Origin of the sequence: Waddlia chondrophila WSU 86-1044, assembly GCF_000092785.1 — a bacterium.
GTDB classification, from domain to species: domain Bacteria; phylum Chlamydiota; class Chlamydiia; order Chlamydiales; family Waddliaceae; genus Waddlia; species Waddlia chondrophila.
This window is the reverse complement of sequence record NC_014225.1, coordinates 1,707,111-1,729,403: the sequence shown is the minus strand read 5'-3', so window position 1 is coordinate 1,729,403 and position 22,293 is coordinate 1,707,111. Positions and strand designations below refer to the sequence as shown.

Sequence of the window (22,293 nt, the reverse complement as noted above, 5' to 3'; positions counted from 1 at the left end):
TAAGGTGTTTTTTATTAAAATATTTGATATAATATAAATTAGGGGACGGGTTAACATCATTTCCTTATCATAACCCCTCTCCAAAGTTTAGTGCAATCATGCCGGAATCATCATAATTTTGAGATTAAAAATAAAGGAAGAGGTAGAAAATGACAGGCGATATGAATGTTAACCAACAGGGGATTTCGCAGACAGAATTTCATCATCTGCTCGATCATTTGGAATTGTCCGAGGAAAAAGATCTGATTGACTTGATGAATGATTCGACGATTTCGAAGAGTCTGAAAGAAGCGGTGATGATGTATTATGCGATTGGGATTCCTTTTTTGGAAAGGCCTGAAATCGGTGAAAATGGAGAGTTTTCCTGGTCTGTCAGCAACGAGTCTGTGCAATCAGCTGTTGAGGCTGGATTTGCAAAAATTGGAAGCGATATATGGGATCGATATGCAGAATATTTGGAAGATCAGAAAAAGAGGATTGCGGAATACCTCGATTCTCCACAGTACCGCGAAAAAGTTGAGCGTCAGTCGCCGGCTTATTTGGCGTATATTGAGCGCAATACACCGATTGATACGCAAAGCCAGGCTCGCAATGCAACAGGTTATCAGGAGTGGCTTAGCACACTGCCTCCGGCTGCGCGGGATATTGAAATTAACTGGACAGACGAGAAAATCGGCCATTCAAAGGATTTATGGAACAATTTGATTGACGCTACATCTCATTTTTTGTCGGATTATAAAGATGAGATGTCTGATGCTGTGCCGTTTATGGCGGCAAGTTTTGTGATTTCATCGACGTTTATCGGCGATTATATGAATATTGTAGATGTGGCAAGTACAGAGATGGTCACGGTAAATCCTGTTCAGGATGCTGCAAAGAATGTGCTGGCTCTTGTGGAGCCTGCATTTCATGAGCAGGTGACGCTTGCAATCAATTTTTTTGCAGTTGGCTTGGTGGCCTACTCTAATGCAGAGGCGATCGGGAATCAGCAGCAAGGAGGGCAAGAAGCAGCTTCTAAAGATGCCGTGCTGGCATTTGCAAATAGTGTCATCGATAAAGTGAAATCAAATGAAATCAACTATTTTTTAATGGCGCTTTTGGTCAACAGTGCGGAAAAAGGGCAGCTCTCCCCTCAGGATGTTCAGCATTTGACGCGTGTTGTCAAAGCGGCGATGCTATCAGTGGCTCTTGCAGCTCTGTACAAGTTTGAAGCGGGAGAAATTTCCGAAAAAGAGTTTAGAGACCTTTTAGCAGGAAAAATGGAGCCTAGAACAGAAGAGGAGAGGCAGCTGGTTCTCTTGCTAAACAGTGTGTATACTGAAGGAATGGCAGCAAATGATGGTCAATATGAAGGGCAGTGGAGAAGTGTCATGGACAGCTTGGTCTCTTTTATTTTGAGCAAGCCTTCAGTGGAAGACCTGATTAATCCTACCCGTGTGTGGGCACAAGTGGGCACGTTCCTGCGCAATCCAAATCCTAGAGGATAGACCTCTTTTCTAAAAACCCTTGCCAGAGGATCTGGGAAAAAAATACCCGGCTCCGCTGGCTTTTTTTGGCAATGGCAAAAACTTAACAATTTCTTAAAAAACATTGAATATGATTGGTAAAAATAAATTTATTGATAGGTGTTTGCGATGACGTCTCCTCAAATAGATCTAATCAATGGATCAGGAATTTATCTAATTCCGATGTCAAGCGATGGAAGTGCAGATGATTCTATTTTTGGAGAGCTTATTTCATTAATGCAAGGAGCTATCGATCCGGATCGTCTTGTTATTCAAGAAAATGCTTTAGAGGTGATCGGAGGATTTTTGAATTTAGGTGTGCAGGTCGGTTGGAAGGAGTATGGAAATGATGTCAGAGTCGGAGCCGCTTTTATCAGATGCATGTTAACTGAATATTCTCAATCAGTTTCTAAGTTAGAAGGAGAGTCTGATGAGAATGAAAAAATTTTAAAGAGAGTGTCTGATTGTTTCGCAAATATCGGAGATCTGATTCAGTCTCCTTTTTGGGAAAAGCAGCCTGAAGAAGGTTACCGTCCGAAAACAAACAGGGTTCGCTATGATGCAGATGTGAAAGGGTGGCAAAAACATGCGGTTTGCCGGATGGTTGGTAATATTGCCAGCAACTATCATTCCGATTATCCGTTTTTTGAAATCCTTGTAAACTCTTCTAAAGAGAGCATTGATAGCGAAATTTGCAAACCTTTTTATGTGACGATTCATGATAATGAGAAGGTGTTGGATAAAAGGCGCGCAGTCTTATCAGGGCTGAAATTATTTCCCGGGGAAGTTGCTCATCCTATCTATTATTCTTCTTCTTTGAAAAATCCAGAGGTTTTTCTTGAAAAGACATCTTTGCGGATTGGCCCGAATGCCCGAAGGATATTAGAAGGATTGACGTTCTTAAGCAATGTGAAGCTTTACACGCAAAAAACGGGCAACTGTTGGATTAAACAGCCAATGCGCTGCCTGTTGGCCAGCCTCTATTTAGAAATTTTAAGCGTTAAACAGGATGTTTCCCCTCAAGAGGCTTGGAAGGCGGCCAAGGCGTTGTACCAAGAAATTCAGAAGAGCGCAGGAGTCACCCTTATACGTGAGCTGATGTCTGAAACGACTCTATCCGATTCTCAGATCAGAACGATTGACAGGGAAATCAGTAAGCGGTTTTCTCTCTAATTCAGTACCGTTTTTCCATCAAGGTAGGGCTGCAAAACTGTTGGAATGTTGATCGAGCCATCGCTGTTTTGGTTGTTTTCAATGAGGCTGACCATGAGCCGCGACGTGGCGAGGCCGGAGCCGTTCAACGTATGCAGTAACTCCGGTTTTTCCCCCTTTCTGCGAAAGCGGATTTGCGAACGCCGTGATTGATAGTCGGTGCAATTGGAGACTGAAGAGACTTCGTAGTAGCGATCTTGTCCGGGAAGCCACACTTCGATGTCGACTGTGCGTGCAGAAGCAAACGACATATCTCCTGTCACAAGCAGCATGTTGCGATAATGAAGGCCCAATCCTTCTAAAATCTCTTCGGCGTTGGCGATCATTTCGTCGAAAATTTTTCCGCTTTCTTCGGGTTTGCAGAAGCAAAACATTTCTACTTTATTAAATTGATGAGTGCGGATCAGTCCGCGTTCATTTGATCCTGCAGCCCCGGCTTCTCTTCTAAAGCAAGGAGTGTAAGCGCAATATTTAAGTGGAAGTTCTTCTTCTTCAAGGATTTCATCGGCGTGGAGGCCATTTAAAGGGACTTCAGCTGTTGGAATGAGGAACAGATTGTACTCTTCGTCATGGATCGCAAATTGCTGATTGGCAAACTTCGGCAGCTGCCCAGAGCCAAACATCACTTCGGGACGCACTAGCGCAGGCGGCATCCATTGCGTGAAGCCATTTTTAATGTTGACGCTCATCATGTAATGCAAAAGAGCCCACTCCAAGCGCGCTCCCCAGCCACGATAGATCGGCCAGCCTGAACCGGCGATTTTCGCGCCGCGGACGAAATCAAATAACTTCAATTGTTCGTTGAGTTCGACGTGGTTTTTAAATGGGAAATCAAACTCGCGCTTCTCTCCAAATTCCTTGATCATCACGTTTTCGGCAGGGTCGTCGTGAATTTTGATATCATCCATCGGGAGATTGGGAAGCTTAGCGAGCTCCAGACGGAATTTTTCTTCCAATGGGCCAAGCTCGTGATCGATGGCGTGAATTTCGGCTGATTTTCCGGAAACTTCAGACATCATCGCAGAGGAGTCTTCCCCTTTGCGTTTCATTTCTCCGATTTTTTTCGAGACATGGTTGCGTTCGGATTTCAGCTGCTCAACTTTTGTTTTCAAGCCTCTAATTTTCTGATCGAGCTCTAAGATTGGAAAAAGAGAAATTCCAGGCTCTTTTCTCTTAAGTTTTTCCTCGATCTCTTCCCTGTTTGCCCGAATCAGTTTGATATCTATCATGCGTGTTTACCTCATTGAACGATAAAATATAGATAAGCTTGTGATTAAATTCAAAAAAAACGGCAATTATGATAACAATGAATCGGTATAAATGCATTTTCGGAGATCATTCTTGTTCCTCAAAAAGATTAAGATTCTAGGGTTTAAATCGTTTGCAGATTCCACTGTGCTGGAATTCCATCCGGGGATCACAGCAATTGTGGGGCCTAACGGGTGTGGAAAGTCCAATATTTCCGATTCTTTCCGCTGGGTGTTGGGCGAGCAGTCGGCCAAATCGATGCGCGGGAGCAAAATGAACGATGTGATTTTTGCCGGAACCGCCAAACGGAAACCGCTGAATCTATCGGAGGTGACGATCACATTGGGGGATGTAGGAAGTGCACTCAAAACAGAATATGATGAAGTTGCCGTGACCCGCCGCATCCACCGCAGCGGCGAGTCGGATTACCTGATCAATAAGCGGCCTGTGAGGCTGAGAGATGTTTACGACCTGTTTATGGATTCCGGCATTGGTAAAAACGCATTTTCCATTTTTGAGCAGGGAAAGATCGAGCAGGTGATTCAGCTTAGCCCGCTGGAAAGGCGTTACATTTTTGAAGAGGCGGCAGGAATTCTTCGCTTCTTGCAGCGCAAGAAAGAAGCTTTGCGGAGGCTTGAGCAGACGGAGAGCAATATTGAACGGGTGCGCGACATCCATCAGGAAGTGGAAAAGCAGATCATTGTTCTGGAACGGCAGGCAGAGCAAGCCAAGGTGTATAAAGAAAATCGAATGGAGTTGGAAGAGTTGGAAATCTCTTTGGCTGTAGCAAGGTGGAACCACTTTAAAAATAGACACGATGCCTTTGCTGAAAAGGAGCAGGCAAAAGGGTGTGAGCTGGAAGCGGCAGCGCTTGATTTGGAAAAAATGGAGGTTGAACGGCAGGACGCCAATATCTATTTGAATCACGTTATTAAAGAGCTGCAAGTGCAAAAAGAAGAGATGTTCAAGACGCGCAGCCAAAAAGAGATTCAAATCAAAGCGTGGAAATCTCAAGAAGATCGTCTTGAAGAGATGGTATGCAAAGGGAGCGAGTGGCAGCAAGAGCTTGAGGAAATGATCCGAAAGCGTAAAGCACGGCAGTTGGAAGCTGAGCAGATTGAAGCGAGAAAAAAGAAGGTCGATAAAGAGCTTTCCGCTCTGGAACAGGTTAGGAACGAGTTCCGAGAGCAGCTTAGAGAGATCGAATACGCAGTTAACGAGATCCGTGATCGCCAGCACATTGCTCAGCAGGAAAGGGTGCAGTGTCTACAGGAGGAGAATAAGATTGAAAGCGAGCGCAAGCAAACAGCGCTTCGTCTAGAGCATCACAAGGAAAAGATTCAGCGGCTGCAGGAAAATCAACAGATGCTCAAAGAGCGTTTGACTCATCTTCATGAACAGATTGAATGGAAGCATCAAGAGATTGCGGAAGGCGCCGATCACATCGCCGAATTGAAAGAGCGCTTCAGTTTATTTGAAAGCCAGATCGAAGAAACAGCCGCTTTGATCAAGCAAACGCAGCACCAGCTCAACCACGTTTCTCAAGAGCGTGCAGAGATCAAAGCGCGCCAAAACGCCCTTCTTAGATTAAGAGAGGAAATGGACGGGTTCTCTAAGGGTGCTAAGAGGATTATTCGTGAGGCGGGGCAGGTAGGCAGCTTTTTGTATAAAAAGGTGCGGGGGCTTTACGAGGATTTTCCTACTGAAGGGTGTGATCGGAAAGCGATCTCTGTTGTGATGAAACGTTACACAGAGACCCTTGTTGTTGAGTCTCTTGAAGATTTTAAAGCGGTCGCCGCTTTTGCGGAAGAGAACAATGTGCGCGGCTTTTCTCTTCTTTGCCTGGAAATGATTCCTGAAGTTAAGAAAGTTTCTCGCGAGCATTCGCTGCTCGACAGAATGGTTGACCATCCTCTGATTAATTTTTTTCTTAAGGATGTGATTGTTAAAGAGAGGTCGGAGGAATTATGGAATGCTGAAAGCCTAGCTCGCATTTCTCACAGAATCTTGAGTGAAGATGGGCAAGATGTTCGGTTAGATTTGCTTTCAAATCCCCGAGAATATTGTCAAACTGACAAGGTGAGGGGGGGTGAAAGCGAAGGTGGTCGAGCAGATTGTCTAGATTCACCGAGAGGGTGTGAGAAATGCGAGCTAGAGGTGTGGACGGAGGATGGCGCCTATATTGATCGGCACCGCGTTGTTTTTTTTCCCTCAGAAGGGGAAGAGAATGCGTTTGTCCGCGAAGCAGAGCTTAAATCTCTTGATCAAAAGCTGGCAGAATGCGAAAGGAAGAAGGTGGAATTCGCAGAGTCGTTGCATGCATTTACCGAACAGCACAGCATGCTAATCGGACGGAAACAGGAAGCAGATCAAGAGATTCGTCAAGCTGAACGGGAAGATGTCGAAAGAAGGTATTTTCTCGAAAGGATGCAGGCAGACAGGGAAAGGTTCCGGATCGAGAGCGAGAAGGAACAGGAAGAAATGTCGGCTCTACAGGAATTAAGCGGGAAAGTTGAAGAGGTGTTGGTTGAGCTTAATGCCAGCTATATTGAGCAGCGGGCTAAGCTTGAGCGGCGTCAGGAGTTGGTAGAAGTTTTAAATGTTGAGTTGCAGGAGAAGCTCGAGCGGCTCAGATTGCAGCAGTCTCAAATGGAAGAAAAAGAGTCTGTTTATCAGAAGGCAGCTGTTGAAAAGCGGAATATTGAACATCAACTCAACCTTTTAGAAGTTAAAAATTTAGAGAGTTTGCAAAGGGAAAAGCGGCTTGAGGAGGAAATTCTCAGCATTCAGGAGAAGAAAGCCGGAATCCAGCTCAATCGAGCTGATTATGAGCAGAAAATCGAAAGAGTTGAACAAGCCTTGCTGAAAGTTCAGGAGAAATGCAGAGAGCTGGACGAGTCTGTAGGAGCCAGGCAAGGCGATGTAGAAGAGATTGAAAAAAGATCTAAGCAAAAGCGGGAAGACATTCGGCGTCTTGAAAGAGAGCTGCATGAACAAGGACTCCAGCGTGCGCAGATCGATTCTGCCCGTCAGGCTCTGGAAACTGAGTTCACCGAGAGATTTCAAATGTCGATGAGGGATGCTGAGTTCCGTGCTAAAGAGCTCGAAGAATCGATGGAAAAGACCGAGAGAAAGATCCGGTCTCTTAGAAGGAAGATTGAAGAGGCTGGAGATATCAACATGACTTCGATTGATGAGTACGAGAAATTTAAGGAGCGTTACGAGTTCCTCAATCAGCAGATCAGAGATTTAACGGCATCGAAAGGGGAGCTTGTTGAGATTATTACCAAGCTTGATGGAGAGAGCCGCAAAACTTTCAAAGAGACATTTGATCAGATCCAGGCAAATTTCAGGAAGAACTTTGAAATCCTTTTTAGGGGCGGCGAAGCGGATTTGCATTTCACCGAGTCTGGAGATATTTTGGAGGCTGGAATTGAAATTGCCGCCAAGCCTCCAGGCAAGAAAATGCGCTCTATCAGCTTGCTTTCCGGCGGGGAGAAGTGCTTGACGGCAGTTGCGCTGCTGTTTGCAATCTTCGAGGTAAAGCCATCGCCGTTTTGCATTTTGGACGAGATCGATGCTCCGTTGGATGATATAAATGTTGAACGTTTTTTAAATGTTGTTAAGCAATTTACCGATCGCTGCCAATTCATTATCATTACGCATAATAAACGTACCATGGCGATTGCCGACCGCCTTTTTGGAGTCTCCATGCAAGAAAGGGGGGTTTCAAAAATTCTATCTCTGGAATTTGATAAACGGGAAGTAAGAGAGCCGGTTTTAGTGTCTTAGATCGTTCTCTGGACATTCGGATCTTTTTTCAGTTATACTATATCTCCATTTTTATCATTGAGGTTAAAGTTATGATTATAGGGATTCCAAAAGAGATCAAGGAACATGAATATCGCGTTGGAGCTACGCCTCAGATGGTGCGCGCTTTCGTTGATGCCGGCCATCGGGTTGTCGTTGAGGCAAACGCCGGCGAGAAAATCGGTTTCAGCGATGCTTTATTTCAGGAGGCTGGCGCGGAAATCGTTGCCGGTCCGAAAGAGGTCTATCAATCGGAGATGATCGTTAAGGTCAAAGAACCGCAGCCAAGCGAGTTTCCCCTTCTTTTTGAAGGCCAGATCCTCTTTTGTTATCTCCACCTTGCTCCCGATCCGGAGCAGACCGAAGCGCTTTTGGAAAAAAAAGTGGTGGGAATTGCTTATGAAACGGTCACCGATGCTCTAGGCAGGCTGCCGCTTCTTGTCCCTATGAGTGAGATTGCCGGGAGGATTGCCATTCAGGCAGGAGCGGTTTCTTTGCAGATGAATAATGGTGGCAAAGGCTTGCTTCTTGGAGGAGTTCCAGGCGTTTTTCCTGCCAATGTTGTCGTGATCGGCGGAGGCGTTGTTGGAACAGAAGCTGCCCGCATGGCAATGGGCTTAGGGGCGAATGTGGCGATTTTAGACCGAAGCCTTGAGCGTTTGAGATATCTGGACGCGCAATACGCTCCGAAATTAAAAACCCTTTATTCGAGCGCAGCAGAATTGGAAAATGTGCTGAAGTGGGCAGATTTAGTGATCGGAGCTGTGCTAATTCCAGGAAAAAAAGCTCCTAAGCTAATCTCTCGTTCGATGCTTCGCAAGATGATTCCCGGATCGGTGATTGTTGATGTTGCAATTGACCAGGGGGGGTGTGCTGAGACATCCCGGCCAACAACGCATGGTAATCCCACTTATGTGGAAGAGGGAGTGCTCCACTATTGCGTGACAAATATGCCCGGTGCATGCGCAAAAACTGCAACCATGGCTTTGACGAATGCAACAATGGAATATGCTTTGGAAATTGCAAACAAAGGCTACCGCAAGGCTTTAAAGGAGAATTCTGGACTGCTTGAAGGACTGAACGTGCATCACGGCAGCGTGACCAACATTTCTGTTGCGCATGATTTAGGGTATGCATACGTTCCGCCGCAAGAGATCCTCTAGTACCCAGCTATGAAAATTTTTGAAAAAAATTCTCATGATTAGGTGCTAAGTTGGCTTCAAAACTTCCGGAAAAATTCCAGCCCTTTAAAGAGGAAGCGCTCAAGCTTCTTTCGGAAACCTGCGTGGCAGCCATGGAATTTTCCGGAGGGACTTATCAAGTCCAGATTGTGCTCCCAAAAGAAGGCAATTCCGTTTGGTCGTTCATCCAGTTTGATGATAAGCATAAATTAAAAGACTGTTTCTGCTCTTGCGAAGACAGAGGGGATGTTGCCGCTTGTCCGCATTTAGCGGCAGCTCTTCTTGCGATTTATGGCTCTCATCGACGTCCGTTGCACGTCCGATTCGAACGTTCGTTTTGGCATGCATTAGCGCAAATTGCCTACCAGGAATTTGGTGATGACCTTTCTATGGTTTCCCGTCAAGGGAAGCTGATCCGTATCGGCAGTTTTTGCGAAATCATGCCGTTGACAGAGAAAGGAGAAAAGGAGTTGCGTGAAAGGTTGTTGGAAAGGCCGGTGGAAACAGAAGAGACTTCTCTTAAGTTTTCCAATCTGTCCATTCACGAGATTCAGCGATGGAAAGAGGGAAGACCTAGTCGAAGCTTAAGTTTTGAGCTTTCATTCTGGAATGACCTTGCTCATTGGCTGATGCTGGAACAAGAGTTGAACCGCCCCTTTGAGGTCACCTTCAATTATGATGAAGAAGGGTTTCCTTCTCGTATCAATGTTTTTTTTACCGATATGGAAGGATGGATTGAGATTGATCGAAAATGGTGGCCCGATCTTGTTCCTGTATTGGAGTCTGTCAATGCTCCCCTCGTTGTGCAGAGTATGCAGGAATCCATTAAAGCGATCACATTTGATGACGAACGCCTTCAGTTTCAGATCGTCCCTGGTTCGATGGATCGGAGCGATGAACTGATCAGTCAAGGGGTTGTTGTCGGGCAATGGATCTATCTTCCCAAGGTCGGTTTCTATCTGAAAGAAAAGCACCCTCTTTTATTAAAATCATTGGCTGTAGAGGAAGTGCTTGATCAATACGGAGACCTGGTTGCGGAACTGATGACCTCAAAGCCGCTGCATTTACATCCTATGGATGTTGCTTATGACTTATCTTTTGATTCTGAATGGAATTTGCAGATCAAAATGACCCTTCCCGGTGTTGGGATGCTTGACGCTATTTTCGGGCACTGGGGATATAGCAAGACAGGAGGCTTTTTTTATCTTGATGGGGTGATTTTTAATCGGGTTAAAACAGAGATTGAAGCGGACAAGGTAGTTTCCTTCGTTTCCTCTCATAAGCATTGGCTTGATCAGCAACCCGGATTTCAAATCCATTTGGCTGGAATTGAAACGACACTTGTTTATGAAATGTCTGATAAAGGGGAGTTGACTTTGTCGCGGGCAGCTCTAATCGAGGATGGGGAAGAAGGAAAAGATTTTGGTCAGTGGGTGTATTTGAAGGAGAGGGGATTCTATCCAAAATCCTTGTCCCATCTTCAACTCCCGATTGAAGATCAGTTGGTGATCCCTTCCGCGCAGCTTCCTTTTTTTCTCAGAAAGCACAGAGAGGACTTAGAAGCGGTTCCCGGAATGTTTTCTCAAAATTGTCCCGTAAAGCAATCTGGATTGAAAGTGGAGCTCCTCAATCCGGAGACGATCATCATTACGCCGATGTTTAAGCTTCACGATGGAGTAGACCCTGAGCATATCCAGTATTTCGAAGAGTTCGTTTATCAGAAGGGAAAAGGGTTTGCAGTTCTTCCTCCTGAGCTGCGCCTTCCTGACCGATTTATGCATATTGTGACGATTACAAAAGATGCTTTCCCTGCTTTTTTGACTTTGGAAATCGAGCAGATGAAAGATTCGATTTTAGAACTTGATCCTCAGCTGAGAAGAGATGCTGCTATGCAGCTTGTCATCGAAGCGGTTGTAAAAAAAGGAAAAGCTTATGAAGTCAATGCGTATTATCAAACAACTGCCGGCAGAATTTCGGTTAAAGATATTTGCGAAACTTTGAAAAGCGGAAGGCGGTTTCTCTTCTCAAATGCTGGGCTTGTTGATACAAAGCAGGCAAGGTTTCAATGGATGAAAGAGGCTTCAGTTGGCGAGCCGATGCGTTTGATGCCATTGGATCTCATCCGCCTTGCTGCATTTGATCCACCAACTGTTTTGAGTGGAAAAGGAGTGTTGGATGAACTGATTTCCTCTCAAACCGCTATCTTTCCTGACTGTTCTTTGTTGAAAAGCCAATTAAGGCCTTATCAAGAATTGGGAGTGAAATGGCTCTGGTTTCTCTACCAAAGCGGTTTATCCGGCCTTTTATGCGATGATATGGGACTGGGAAAGACTCATCAATCGATGGCGTTGATCGCTGCTGCCAGAAAATCGCAGGTTCGTCCGCAGCCTTTTTTAATCGTTTGCCCCACTTCGGTGATTTATCATTGGGAAGATAAATTAAAGGAGTTTTTGCCGCAGTTGACAGTGAGAACTTTCCATGGCACAGGGCGTTCGATGGAAGGATTTCATAAGGAAGACGATATCCTGCTCACTTCTTACGGGATTTGGCGCAGAGAGGTAAAGGCGCTTTCTAAAATTCGTTTTGATGTGGCGGTTTTTGACGAAATCCAGTCTGCAAAGAATCAAAAAAGCCGCATTCACCTCTCGTTGAAGGATGTACGGGCAAACGTGAAAGTTGGTTTAACGGGAACGCCGATTGAGAACCGTTTGCGGGAGTTAAAATCGCTTTTCGATCTTATTTTGCCGGGTTACATGATGCAGGAAAAAGCTTTTAGAGATTTTTTTGTCATTCCCATAGAAAAAGAGAAGAGTCAGGAACGTCGAGAGCTTCTCTCCCGCTTTATCAAGCCGTTTATTTTACGCCGTAGAAAAGAGGAGGTGCTGCTTGATTTGCCGGAAAAGGTTGAACAGGTGGCACATTGCGAGCTTTCTCTTGATCAAAAGATCCTCTATGCGGAGTTATTGGACAAGATGCGCGGGAATTTGATCAGGGAGTTAAACGACCAAACTTCTCCTATCCCTTATCTTCATGTGTTCAGTCTCCTTTCCAGTTTGAAGCAAATTTGCAATCATCCTGCAGCTTATTTAAAAAACCCTGTAGATTATGACAAATATCAATCGGGAAAATGGGAATTATTTAAAGAATTGATTTCTGAAGCGCTTGAGAGCGATCAGAAGGTCGTTGTTTTTTCTCAGTATCTTGCCATGCTGGATATTATGCAGCAGTACCTGGATGAGCAAAGGATTGGGTATGCGACGATTCGTGGAGCGACGCTTGATCGGGGAGAGGTTGTGCGGCGCTTCAATGCAGATTCCCGATGCAAGGTTTTTCTTGGTTCCTTGCAGGCGGCAGGTCTTGGGATTGATCTTACTGCAGCTTCTGTCGTGATTCATTATGATCGTTGGTGGAATGCTGCTCGCGAGGATCAGGCGACAGACCGCGTGCATCGCATCGGTCAGCAGAGGGGGGTGCAGGTGTTCAAGTTGGTGACATTGGGAACATTTGAAGAGCGGATCGATGAGATGATCACGCGCAAGGGTCGATTGATGGAAGAGGTGATTGGCGTGGATGACCACCGTTTTATGAAAGCTTTCGATCGCCAGGAGCTGATCGAGCTTCTTTCTTTTACAGGTCTAGAAAAATAGTATACTGTTTTAAGCTTCTCCTAAAGCTGTCTGGGAATGCGTTCCGCGCTTCTTAGATTCCTTCGGCTTGCTCTTCGTATAAAAGACTAAAGGCGCTCCTGTAAATCGGTACACTTTGCGAAATTGATTGATCAAATACTTGCGCCAGGACTCCGCCATTAAATCCTGATGATTGATAAATAACACAAATGTTGGAGGTTCAGTAGACACTTGCGCCAGATAGTAAATGCGCAGACGCTTGCCTCGGATCATCGGAGGATGGTTCTGCCGGATCGCTTCTTCCACAAATTTGTTCAACTCACCCGTTGAGACCCGTTTTAAAGACTCTTGCCGCACCTCGCGAATTGTCGGAAAAATCTTCTCTACATTGCGCCCCGTTTCAGCAGAAAGAATAATTTTAGGACAATAACGCAGGAAATGGATTTCTTCCTCAATCTCGCGGAAGCAATGCTCCATCCGGAAGCCTTTGACCAAATCCCATTTATTGAGAAGAACAATGCAGCACTTCCCTTCCTTTTCAATCATCTTCGCAATCCGTTTCTCCTGAGCTGTGATCCCCTGCTGCGCATCCACCATCAACAGACAAATATCACACCGCTCAATCGCTCTCTGGGTACGGATAGCCGCAAATTTATCCACAGCTTCATGCTCAGCACCTTTGCGCCGAATCCCGGCCGTATCAATGAATGTATAAATCTCATCATCGTGAGACACCCGCACATCCACGCTGTCGCGTGTCGTTCCAGGAATTGGACTGACTAGACACCGCTCTTCGTCAAGCAGGTAATTTGTCAATGTCGACTTCCCAACATTAGGACGGCCAATGATTGCTACCTTAATCGATGTGTCCAGCTCTTCTTCTTTTTCAATAGGGGAAGAGAGGCGTGAAACAATGCTTTCCAATAACTCCGCAATCTGAAAGTTCTGCTCTGCCGAAACACCCACACAATGCTCAAAACCTAATCCGTAAAATTCATGAACCAAATCAATCTGGCCCAAATGATCGATTTTGTTTACTGCTACCGTCACAGGCTTATTGGTATGGAGTAGTACTCGAGCTACTTCGTGGTCCAAATCGGTAATTCCCGTATGCGCATCCACTGCCAAAATTAAACCGTCCGCCTCCTCAATTGCGATTTCAGCCTGTCTCATGATCTGTTCGTTAAATGGAACCTGAGAGCGGGGATTGATCCCCCCTGTGTCAATCACCTCAAACTCTTTGCCAAAACAGTCTGCCTCAGCGTAAAGACGATCCCGGGTGATCCCTTCAGCTTCATCTACAATAGCCATCCGCTTCTTGCAAATGCGATTAAATAAAGAAGATTTCCCCACATTAGGGCGGCCGACGATAGCTAATTTAGGTTTGTTTGACATAAGGATGCGGATAATAATTTTTATAGGGGATTTTAAATGAATAGATAATAAAATTAAAGATAAAATTTCTTGATGATTTTTAGCGTAATACGTATAATTTTACTTATTATTCTCGGAAATCGATGGCATGAAATTCCACTATTTTGACGACATCTCCTTTTTTCCGTATAAAAACGAGTTTAAGGGATACAGCTTTAAAAAGCTGCATAAAGATCTCATGGCAGGGATTTCTGTTTCTCTTTTGACGCTGCCGCAAGCGATGGCTTATGCCCTAGTCGCCGGACTCCCTCTTTCAACAGGACTTTTTGCAGCGATCTTTTCATGCATGATCGCTGCGTTTTTCGGCTCTTCCAAACATCTAGTGGTCGGACCAAGCAATGCAATTGCGATTTTAATCCAATACGGAACAGCTGAGATTTTGTACGCCCATTTCCGGGAGTTGACCGGAGCTGAAAGGGACATGATCGCCTTTCAGGTGATGACGCAGCTTGCGGGGTTGGTGGCAGTGATCCATCTTTTGGCAGCAAGTTTTAAGCTGGGACGCCTGACCCAATTTATCAGCTATTCCGTGGTATTGGGATATGTTATGGGAGCTGCTGCAGCGATCGTGATCAACCAATTATTTGTATTTTTCGGCATCCCTCCAATGGAAGGGGTCAACTCTCTATTTGCCAAAGCGTTTTACTTTATTTTTTATCTGCATCAAACACATTGGCAAACGCTTACAGTCGGTCTTGGCAGTTTGCTGCTGCTTGTCAGCCTGAAAAGAATGGGAAGGGGAATTCCCTATGCACTGATCACCTACATCGCGACCACCGCAATCTTATCTCTTTGCAGCTATCTGATGATTGGTGGTGTAGACCAGGTAGCTACAATCGGAGATACCGGAGATATTGGTGAATTGACGCCGAAATTGATGCTGCCCTACTTTGATTTTAAAATCATGAACAAACTGCTCCCTATCGCATTTGCAGTGGCGTTGCTGAGCATTCTTGAAACGAGCGCTGTCGCTAAGACAATTGCATCGAACTCAGGGCAGCGGATTTCCATTAATCAGGAAATTCTTGGATTGGGGATGGGAAATTTAACATCGGCAGTGTGCGGAGCAATGCCCATTTCAGGATCGACATCGCGCACAACCCTCAATTTCGAAAGCGGAGCGCAAACGCGGCTGGCTGCTATGTTTGGTGCAGGCATGGTAGGTTTTATTCTCTATGTATTTGGAGATTATGTTGTAAAAATTCCATTGGCGGCGTTGTCTGCGCTGCTCTTAATGACAGCTGGAAATCTTATTAAAAAAAGGCAGCTGCTCCTTTGCTTAAAAGCAACTAGTTCGGACGCCTTTGTCTTTCTGACCACTTTCCTCTCTTGTCTTGTTTTCAGTATCGATGTCGCGTTTTTTATTGGTGTCAGCTTATCCATTACACTGTATTTGAAAAAAGCCGCTGTGCCTCAAGTGCAGCAATATCTTGTCGATGATAACGGAAGAATCAAAAGCTTGGAGTTTTGCTCCAAAGATGAAATGACAGCGATCCGGTTCATTAAAGTCAAAGGGGAGTTGTTTTTTGGTGCAGCAGATCTTTTTCAAGCAGCGTTGAAATCGATTGCTGAAGATGAATCATCGACAAAAGTGATTATTTTACAATTGAAAAATGCCCGCGATATCGATGCCACCTCTTGCATGGCTTTGCAGCAGCTGCACGATTATCTGCTCTCTTCCGGAAGATACCTGATTTTATCCGGTTTGACGCTTCATGTTTGGGAAGTGATGAGTGGATCCGGTCTTGTGAAGCTGATTGGAAAAGAGAATCTTTTTGTCATCAATGACGCCAATCCCAATGCTTACTTCAATAAGGCGGTGCAACGGGCAAAAACTCTTGCAAAGGTGGAAGAACAACAAGAGGTGAGAGTCTCAGAGGAAGTGCCAGGGACAGCGGTTATTTTACCGGATCCCATTTAAAAGTTTCTCCTTTTTCATCCATCACTGTTTGATAGATCCAAGGATCTTCATTTTCTCTCATTAAACGGTCGCAGCCCATAAGATACCCTTGAAAGAATCCGTATTTGCGCATGGCATCGATGGTGTATTGAGAGCTGTTGGGCTTATGATGGCTGCGAGGGCCGTCTGCAGGAGAGATTACTCTTTTATGGAATCGGATCAGGTTTTCCCCTATAAAGGAACGCGGCTTTTTCGACCGTTCATAGGGCTTGCAAACGAGTGCGCACCCTTTTCCCCAAGGATCTTCGGCGATGAGTGCGGAGTGAAGAAAAATGCAGCATAGCACGGTTTTTGCCATCATCAGAATGAGGTCTCCAGCATGAGAACGGGGAAATATTTTTTTCGAATCATCAACTCCTGGCCCAGGTTTTCATAGAGGTTTTCGTTCCACTCTTTTGCTGCCAAACCGGCGCCGTTGATCCCTCCGAAATACCAGCCAAACTCAAGGCTTGTTGCAATGATCCCGGCACCCCAGTTGCCATCTCTGAAAAAATAGTAGGCTGAAGCGGTAAATACTGTGTTGATCACAAAAGAGGTTAATGCTGATTTTTTTTGCCCGACGTAATAGTATCCGGCACCCGGAAGGATGGCATTCAATGTTTGTGCTTTGCGCACCGATTTTGCACATAGGCTGTAGGTTTGGCTGAACCGTTCGATCTCTTCTTGCTCCTCAGTATTGTATGCATAAGAGAGCGCGGCATTGAGGTTGCCTTGATCGAGGTTGGAAAAAAGTTTAAGGGTGAAGGCTGATTCCGGGTCGCCTTTATCCATTAAGAGCATGACGGCGTGTGCTTTTTCCAGTTGGTTTGTGCGATGATAAGCGTCAAAGAGCATGATTAACATTTCCCGGAATGAAGGAAACGAGCTGGAAACAGAACAGAGAGGCGTGTTTTCGAACTGTTCAATTGCCTCGCAATATCTGCTTCCTTGCCAGTAAGCTTGAAAGATGCAAAAATCCGCCTGTAGCAAGCGCCCTTTATTGTCCTGCGGCATGAGGATGCGTGCTCGCTTAAACCCTGTAATTGCCCGGTAAAGATCGCCTTCGCGAGCTAACGCTTGCGCGATTTTAAGCTCTTTTCCCCATTCCTGACGCAAATCCTCTTCATTTAAAGGGGAAAATGCGGAAGGCAAGGCATCCATATATTTTGGATGAGGTGTGTAGCAGATGCGCGGCTCAAGGCTGCAGCTCCGAGGATTGCAGCTACAAAAAAGCAGCAGGCAAAAAAATAAATGAGCACACAAGGTGCGCTTGCTATTCACATTCATCGCAGCATGGAGGCTTGATATTGAGGAAGTCCATTCCTTCATCAACCTCGTATTTCCAGCTTTTCTTTACACGGCTCTTTTGTTTGTACATCTCTTGCTGTTCACTGGTCAGCTGCCTGATCTCTTCATCTGTGTCAATAATTTGAGGTCTGATGAAAAGCATCTGAGTGCGCTTAACGTCATCGTTTATTTTGGCGCTGAAAGCTGCTCCAATGATCGGAATACCGCCTAAACAGGGAAACTGGTTGCGGCTGTGAATTTTTTCGTCCTGGATCAGGCCGCTGATGATCACAAAATGGCGGTCGGGAACGTGGACAGTTGTCGATGTGCGGCTGATGCTTGTTGTTGGAGCATTGGGATCTTGAATATCCGATCCCCCCTGCACTGCTTGCGGAGCGACACGACTGACCTCCTCTTCAATTTCCAATGTCACAATATCGCCATTACCGATCAAAGGGGTGACTCGAATTGTTGTCCCAACGTCGCGGTATTCAAAGTTTGTGGTAATGACGCTCCCTTCATCGTTAGAGATGGAGTTTGTTTGGAAGCGGGTGTTGATCCCGACAAATAACTCCGCTGTTTTATTATCCTCGGTGATGATTTTCGGATTGAGGATCACTTTGGAATTTTGCCTGTTGTGCTGAGCGGTGACAAGAGCTCCAAGTGTTGCAAATTGCGTTCCGTTATGGGTAAGGCGTCTGCCAATGATTCCAAGCGTGTAGCCGACATCTGTGATGAGATTGGAAGCGTCTGGAGTATTGGTGCCGGAAAGGTCTCGGTTTAAAGCGCCGACAAGAGGGGAGGCTCCTCCGATATATGCTTGAGCAGTTGCTGTACTTCCTCCTCCGGAATGCGAGCCCCAAGCCACTCCATAATCTAGCGAGTCTTCAAGTGTTGTTTCCAAAATCAACATTTCAATAAAGACCTGCCTCAATGGCCTGTCGATCTCACTAACCAGCTCACGCACTTTTTCAATAGATGCCGCAGTTCCTGCAAAGACTAGGGAGTTGGAGGCTTCCAGCCATTGTGCGCTTTGAATGGTGCAGATGAGATCTTCGTTGGCATTTCCGCATTGCGTGAGACTTTCGGAAATTCTTTGCAATGCATCAACGATATCCTCCCCACGGCGAAATTCCAGTTTATGGATATAAAACTGGGTCCGTTCAATGTTTCCTACAGGCAGCTCTTCCTCAGTAAATGCAGGACGGGAGAAACGGGCCGGTTTGATCTCTTCGCTGGGATCAAGCTGGAAAATCCAGTATCCGCTGGGATCGAGATTCCAGCGCCCTCTAGGGGTTTTTCCAGGCAAAAGTTGCTGTCCCGTACCTCGTTGAATACCCAGACTGGAAGGCGCTTCGCCTTCCCTTGAGAAAGGGGCGCTCCCTCCTGCAGGTTGGAAATACCAATTGCCTTGAGGGTCCAATAACCATTGACCTTGAGGAAGATCTTTAGATGTTTTCTGTTGCTCAGGGAAACCGGGACGAAAAATCCAGTTTCCTTCCGGACCAAGCTCCCATTTGCCGCGTTCTGTGCCGGATCCAGGCAGGCCTGGCCTTTGCGGAAGCGAAGGCAAAGAGGGCTGCCCCAAGGGAAATTCTCCTTGTTGAGGGGTTGGCACCCCTCCTCCATCGGGAGCAAGACCCGGAGCGGATTCTTTCGGAGCAATTTGTTGAAATTTTAATTCATCCAGATCGTAGATGCGCGTCGTTCCCTGAAACTGGTCGAGGTGCTGAAGAACGGAAATTGTTCGTTCCACAATGAATGGGGACGAGACGATAAAAATGCTCTTTGCCGCCGGATGAGGCACAAACGTCAGAGATTGGTCTTGGGCAATCGGTTCCATGATTTGCTGGGCAAGCTCAATGAGATTGTCGATAAAAGCATTTCTCGCAACGTATTGTCCAATCACCATGCCGCTATTGGGAGAGTCGATATCTTTGATTAAGATCTCCACTTCTTTAATGTTCGTCACAATGTCTGTGATGATGAGATGGCGGGTGTCTTCGGCAACTTCAATGATGGCATTGCTCGATAGCAGAGGAACGATGATCCGTTGAGCACGCGAAGGATCAAGAGTATTGAGCCTGAAAACCTGCGTTACAAGTTCGGATTCCCTAGGGGAAACTTCGGGAGCTCCGTTTGTGTTGACTCGCGAAATGCTGCGCTCCTGCGCATTTTTGTGGATGATCAGGTTGTTGTCCTGTTCAATCAGGCGCAAGCCGTGAATGCGCAGCTCCTGGATCAATGCGGTCATTACATTCTCAATGGTAGTGGGCTCTTCAGAGATAATTGTCACATTGAACTGAAGGTCTTTTTCGTCAAAAATGAAATTGCGGTTCGTGATTTTGCTGATAAATCGAATGTACTCGATGATGCTGACATTGTTGAAATTGATCAGGATTGTTTTTGGAGGTGTTCTCCCTTGGGTAGAGGGGAGGGAAATGCCTGGAAGCGCTTGAGCAATGATCTCTTTGTCTTCCGCAGATTCCGTGATTTCCTGTTTTAGAGCAGCGGAGCCTGAAAGGGAGCCCTCGAAGGCTGTTTCCTCTGGCGCTTCTTGTGATTTAGATGGGCTGATAGGGTGTTTTTGTTTTTTATTTTTTTGTCGATCTTCCTGCAACGAAATGTAGGGATCGACAGTGACGATTTTTTTGCCCAGTTGATGTTGAACAGGTTCTGCAAAGACGGGCTTTTCCTCGATCTCTTTTGGTTGATGGGGTTTCTTTTCAGCGACTGTATAAGCTGAGGTTCGGACAGATGAAATGTCTGCTGTGCTGTTGGATACTCGCTGTTGGCTGTCTAAGTGAAACTCGCTACGATCAGCTGAAGAAGGGGAATCGGGGACTCTTCGTTTTTTGGAAAGGGAGAGCACTTTTTCGACAAGAGGATTATTGAGAGGTTGATCGACGGGGACAAGCCGGTCTGGGTCTGAAAGATATTTTTGAGAAGCAGGGGGCGTTTCTTCCTTTGATGCGGAAAATGGATGGTTTTGCTCAGATTCAGGGAAAAAAGTGACGGGGTCGCTTTCATCAATAGCAGCATCATTTTCCCAGCCAATATTCCAGTCGTCCGCAGAACCTAAAGGATGAGGATCATCTCTCAGCTCCAAGGGAGCAGGTTCCTTCTTTCCCGTCTCTTGCAGATCTTTTCTCGAAAAATCTGTCGGGTGATCTGAAATTTCGAAGAGATGTTCGGAGGAGGTTTGACGTTTCGAATCTAAGGCAAACAATGCGTTAGGCAGGAAAACAGATTGGGCAATAATAGAGATTAGTGCACTGGTTTTTAATATCTTGCGAGTGATATTTTTGATCATCATGATTTTATCTTGCGTCAACTGAAAAAACTCTCCGGAAAAGTTTTTTTAGCGAAATTTTAAAAATGAATTTACATTTTAACAATTCGCCGGATTGTTGAAAATGCAAATGACATTTATCCCAAATATGGAGATTTTCTTTCTACCTTTTTTATACTGAATTCGGTTTTTGAATATGTTCAATCGCGAGAAGGGAAATGGGCCGGCTTTTGATCTGTTCGCCTAATGAAAGGCGTAAGTTTCTGATCAAATGGTCGACGAACTGTTGGGGAGGCGAGGGGGAATATTCCTTGAGGAGTTCCTGGAATAAGGCTTGAGGGGGTTTCTTCAACAGCTTTGGAATCATTGAGACGAATAGGATCTCTCCTGGCTTCCAAGGACGTACTCGAGAATTAAAAACAGTATTTTGGTCGATTCCTAAAGCTTGCGGATCTTCATTGCTGGGAAGGAGAGTTAATCTCTCATCCTGTATCATCCAGAGGTGACCGGTGCCGCATGATGTATAGGTCAATGTATGGTTCTTGATATTGAGAATGAGAAAAGTGAAGTTGAGGATGGGGCCGATCTGATGCTCAACAAGCAAGCGGTTAAGTGTGTAGCAAAATTCTCCTGGCTCTTTGTAGTTTGAGAGTAAAGCTAAGAGGATTCCCTTAAATATCGCTGTTTTCATGTAACTTTCCGCTCCGACGCAGGAAATTTCTCCAAGAATGATGGCATATTGAAACTCGTCAATCGAAAAAAAATGGTGGTAGATTCCTGGAGTCATCATGGTTTTATGCGAAGAGAGTCCGATATTGACATTTTCCCATTCGGAAGGGATGTTGTTGACTAGCAGACTCTGAATATTTTTCAGATCTTCCTGTAATTCACTAAGCTGGTCGCCAGTCATCCGTTCTTTTTGAAGAGAGGGGGAGTTGAGATAGGAAGAAACATCGGTGATAAAATCGACAATGTCCTGATATCTCTCATCGGGATTGGGAAGCAGGCATTTTTGCAGGATTCCTTGCATGCCTGTAGGCATCAAAGAGAGATGTAAATGCCCTTGGCTGAGTTTTCCTAAAATGAGTTCATAAGAGATGATCCCTAAGGAATAGATATCGGAGGGAAAAGAAACTGTTTCCGGATTTTTTTTTTGTTCAGGGCTGATATAGATAGGAGTCCCTATGAGCCTGGGTGCAAGATTTTGTTCAGGGCTGACTTTCTCTGTCAATAGCTGGGCAATGCCGAAATCGATGACCTTGATGGCGCCCGATTCTGTGACCAAAATATTTTCCGGTTTAAGATCCCGATGGATCACGCCGTGAGTATGCAGATGGCACAGCGCGTAAGCAATGTCGATGATGATCCCCAGAGCTCTTTTTAAAGAAAGGGGAGTGCTTAGAAGATATTCTCGAAGGGAGGCTCCCTCAATATATTCCATCGCAATGAAAAGGCCCCCCTCCCATTCTCCATGGCCGTGCATTTTTACGATATTCGGATGATTAGTCATCGAAATGATTTCCGCTTCGTTTAGGAAACGTTGCACAACCTCTGTATTTGTAATGAATTTTTGCGAAAGAACTTTGACCGCAATGGGATTTTTTGATGTCGGATGAATGCCTAAATAGAGGTCGCTCATTCCTCCTTTGCTTAACAAACCCTCGATTCGGTAGGGTCCGATTTTTTTGGGCAAGGGAAGTTGATTAGCAGTCGCAGACTGTTCAGTAAGCTTTTTCTCACCAGACATCGAATACTCTTA

Annotated in this window: 12 protein-coding genes; 6 read left to right on the top strand and 6 right to left on the bottom strand. The window is 45.4% G+C overall.

Annotated elements, in window-relative coordinates; genetic code table 11:
* Nucleotides 1-149: 149 nt before the first annotated feature.
* Together WCW_RS07870 and WCW_RS07865 are read left to right on the top strand one after the other, a co-directional pair.
* Entirely contained in the window at nucleotides 150-1,487 is a 1,338-nt protein-coding gene (locus WCW_RS07870; protein WP_013182683.1) for a hypothetical protein, read from the top strand.
* Between the two features lie 147 nt (nucleotides 1,488-1,634).
* A complete protein-coding gene (locus WCW_RS07865; RefSeq protein ID WP_013182682.1) occupies nucleotides 1,635-2,678 on the top strand; it encodes a hypothetical protein in 1,044 nt (347 codons plus the stop codon).
* Here WCW_RS07865 and serS read toward each other — a convergent pair.
* Nucleotides 2,675-3,946 carry a serine--tRNA ligase gene (serS, locus tag WCW_RS07860; RefSeq protein WP_013182681.1) on the bottom strand — a complete coding sequence of 424 codons (1,272 nt, stop codon included), beginning with the start codon at nucleotides 3,944-3,946 and terminating at the stop codon, nucleotides 2,675-2,677. The genes WCW_RS07865 and serS overlap by 4 nt on opposite strands.
* 112 nt (nucleotides 3,947-4,058) lie before the next feature.
* Between serS and WCW_RS07855 the strand changes: the two genes are divergently transcribed.
* The 3 genes from WCW_RS07855 (at nucleotide 4,059) to WCW_RS07845 (ending at nucleotide 12,603) form a co-directional block, all read left to right on the top strand.
* Nucleotides 4,059-7,757: an AAA family ATPase gene (locus tag WCW_RS07855; RefSeq protein ID WP_041941590.1), complete on the top strand. Its 3,699-nt coding sequence runs from the start codon at nucleotides 4,059-4,061 to the stop codon at nucleotides 7,755-7,757.
* 71 nt (nucleotides 7,758-7,828) lie between these two features.
* The gene (gene ald, locus WCW_RS07850) at nucleotides 7,829-8,938 is read left to right on the top strand and encodes an alanine dehydrogenase (protein ID WP_013182679.1); all 1,110 of its coding nucleotides are present in this window, start codon (nucleotides 7,829-7,831) and stop codon (nucleotides 8,936-8,938) included.
* A gap of 50 nt (nucleotides 8,939-8,988) precedes the next feature.
* A complete protein-coding gene (locus WCW_RS07845; RefSeq protein ID WP_013182678.1) occupies nucleotides 8,989-12,603 on the top strand; it encodes a DEAD/DEAH box helicase in 3,615 nt (1,204 codons plus the stop codon).
* Between the two features lie 9 nt (nucleotides 12,604-12,612).
* On the opposite strand, the gene der is transcribed toward WCW_RS07845, so the two are convergent.
* The gene (der, locus tag WCW_RS07840) at nucleotides 12,613-13,977 is read right to left on the bottom strand and encodes a ribosome biogenesis GTPase Der (RefSeq protein WP_013182677.1); all 1,365 of its coding nucleotides are present in this window, start codon (nucleotides 13,975-13,977) and stop codon (nucleotides 12,613-12,615) included.
* Nucleotides 13,978-14,104: 127 nt separating this feature from the next.
* On the opposite strand from der, the gene WCW_RS07835 reads away from it, so the two are divergent.
* Entirely contained in the window at nucleotides 14,105-15,937 is a 1,833-nt protein-coding gene (locus WCW_RS07835; protein WP_013182676.1) for a SulP family inorganic anion transporter, read from the top strand.
* Here the strand turns inward: WCW_RS07835 and yidD are convergent.
* From yidD to WCW_RS09790, 4 genes are all read right to left on the bottom strand, one after another.
* Nucleotides 15,915-16,277, bottom strand: a complete 363-nt coding sequence (gene yidD, locus WCW_RS07830; protein WP_013182675.1) for a membrane protein insertion efficiency factor YidD — start codon at nucleotides 16,275-16,277, stop codon at nucleotides 15,915-15,917. The two genes, WCW_RS07835 and yidD, sit on opposite strands and share 23 nt — an antisense overlap.
* The gene (locus tag WCW_RS07825; RefSeq protein WP_013182674.1) at nucleotides 16,277-17,284 is read right to left on the bottom strand and encodes a tetratricopeptide repeat protein; all 1,008 of its coding nucleotides are present in this window, start codon (nucleotides 17,282-17,284) and stop codon (nucleotides 16,277-16,279) included. Before WCW_RS07825 ends, yidD begins: the two co-directional genes overlap by 1 nt.
* The gene (locus tag WCW_RS07820; protein ID WP_049767135.1) at nucleotides 17,229-20,558 is read right to left on the bottom strand and encodes a hypothetical protein; all 3,330 of its coding nucleotides are present in this window, start codon (nucleotides 20,556-20,558) and stop codon (nucleotides 17,229-17,231) included. The genes WCW_RS07825 and WCW_RS07820 overlap by 56 nt, the downstream gene beginning before the upstream one ends.
* 148 nt (nucleotides 20,559-20,706) lie before the next feature.
* On the bottom strand, nucleotides 20,707-22,281 hold the full coding sequence (locus WCW_RS09790; RefSeq protein ID WP_013182672.1) for a serine/threonine-protein kinase: 1,575 nt from the start codon (nucleotides 22,279-22,281) through the stop codon (nucleotides 20,707-20,709).
* Nucleotides 22,282-22,293: the final 12 nt, after the last annotated feature.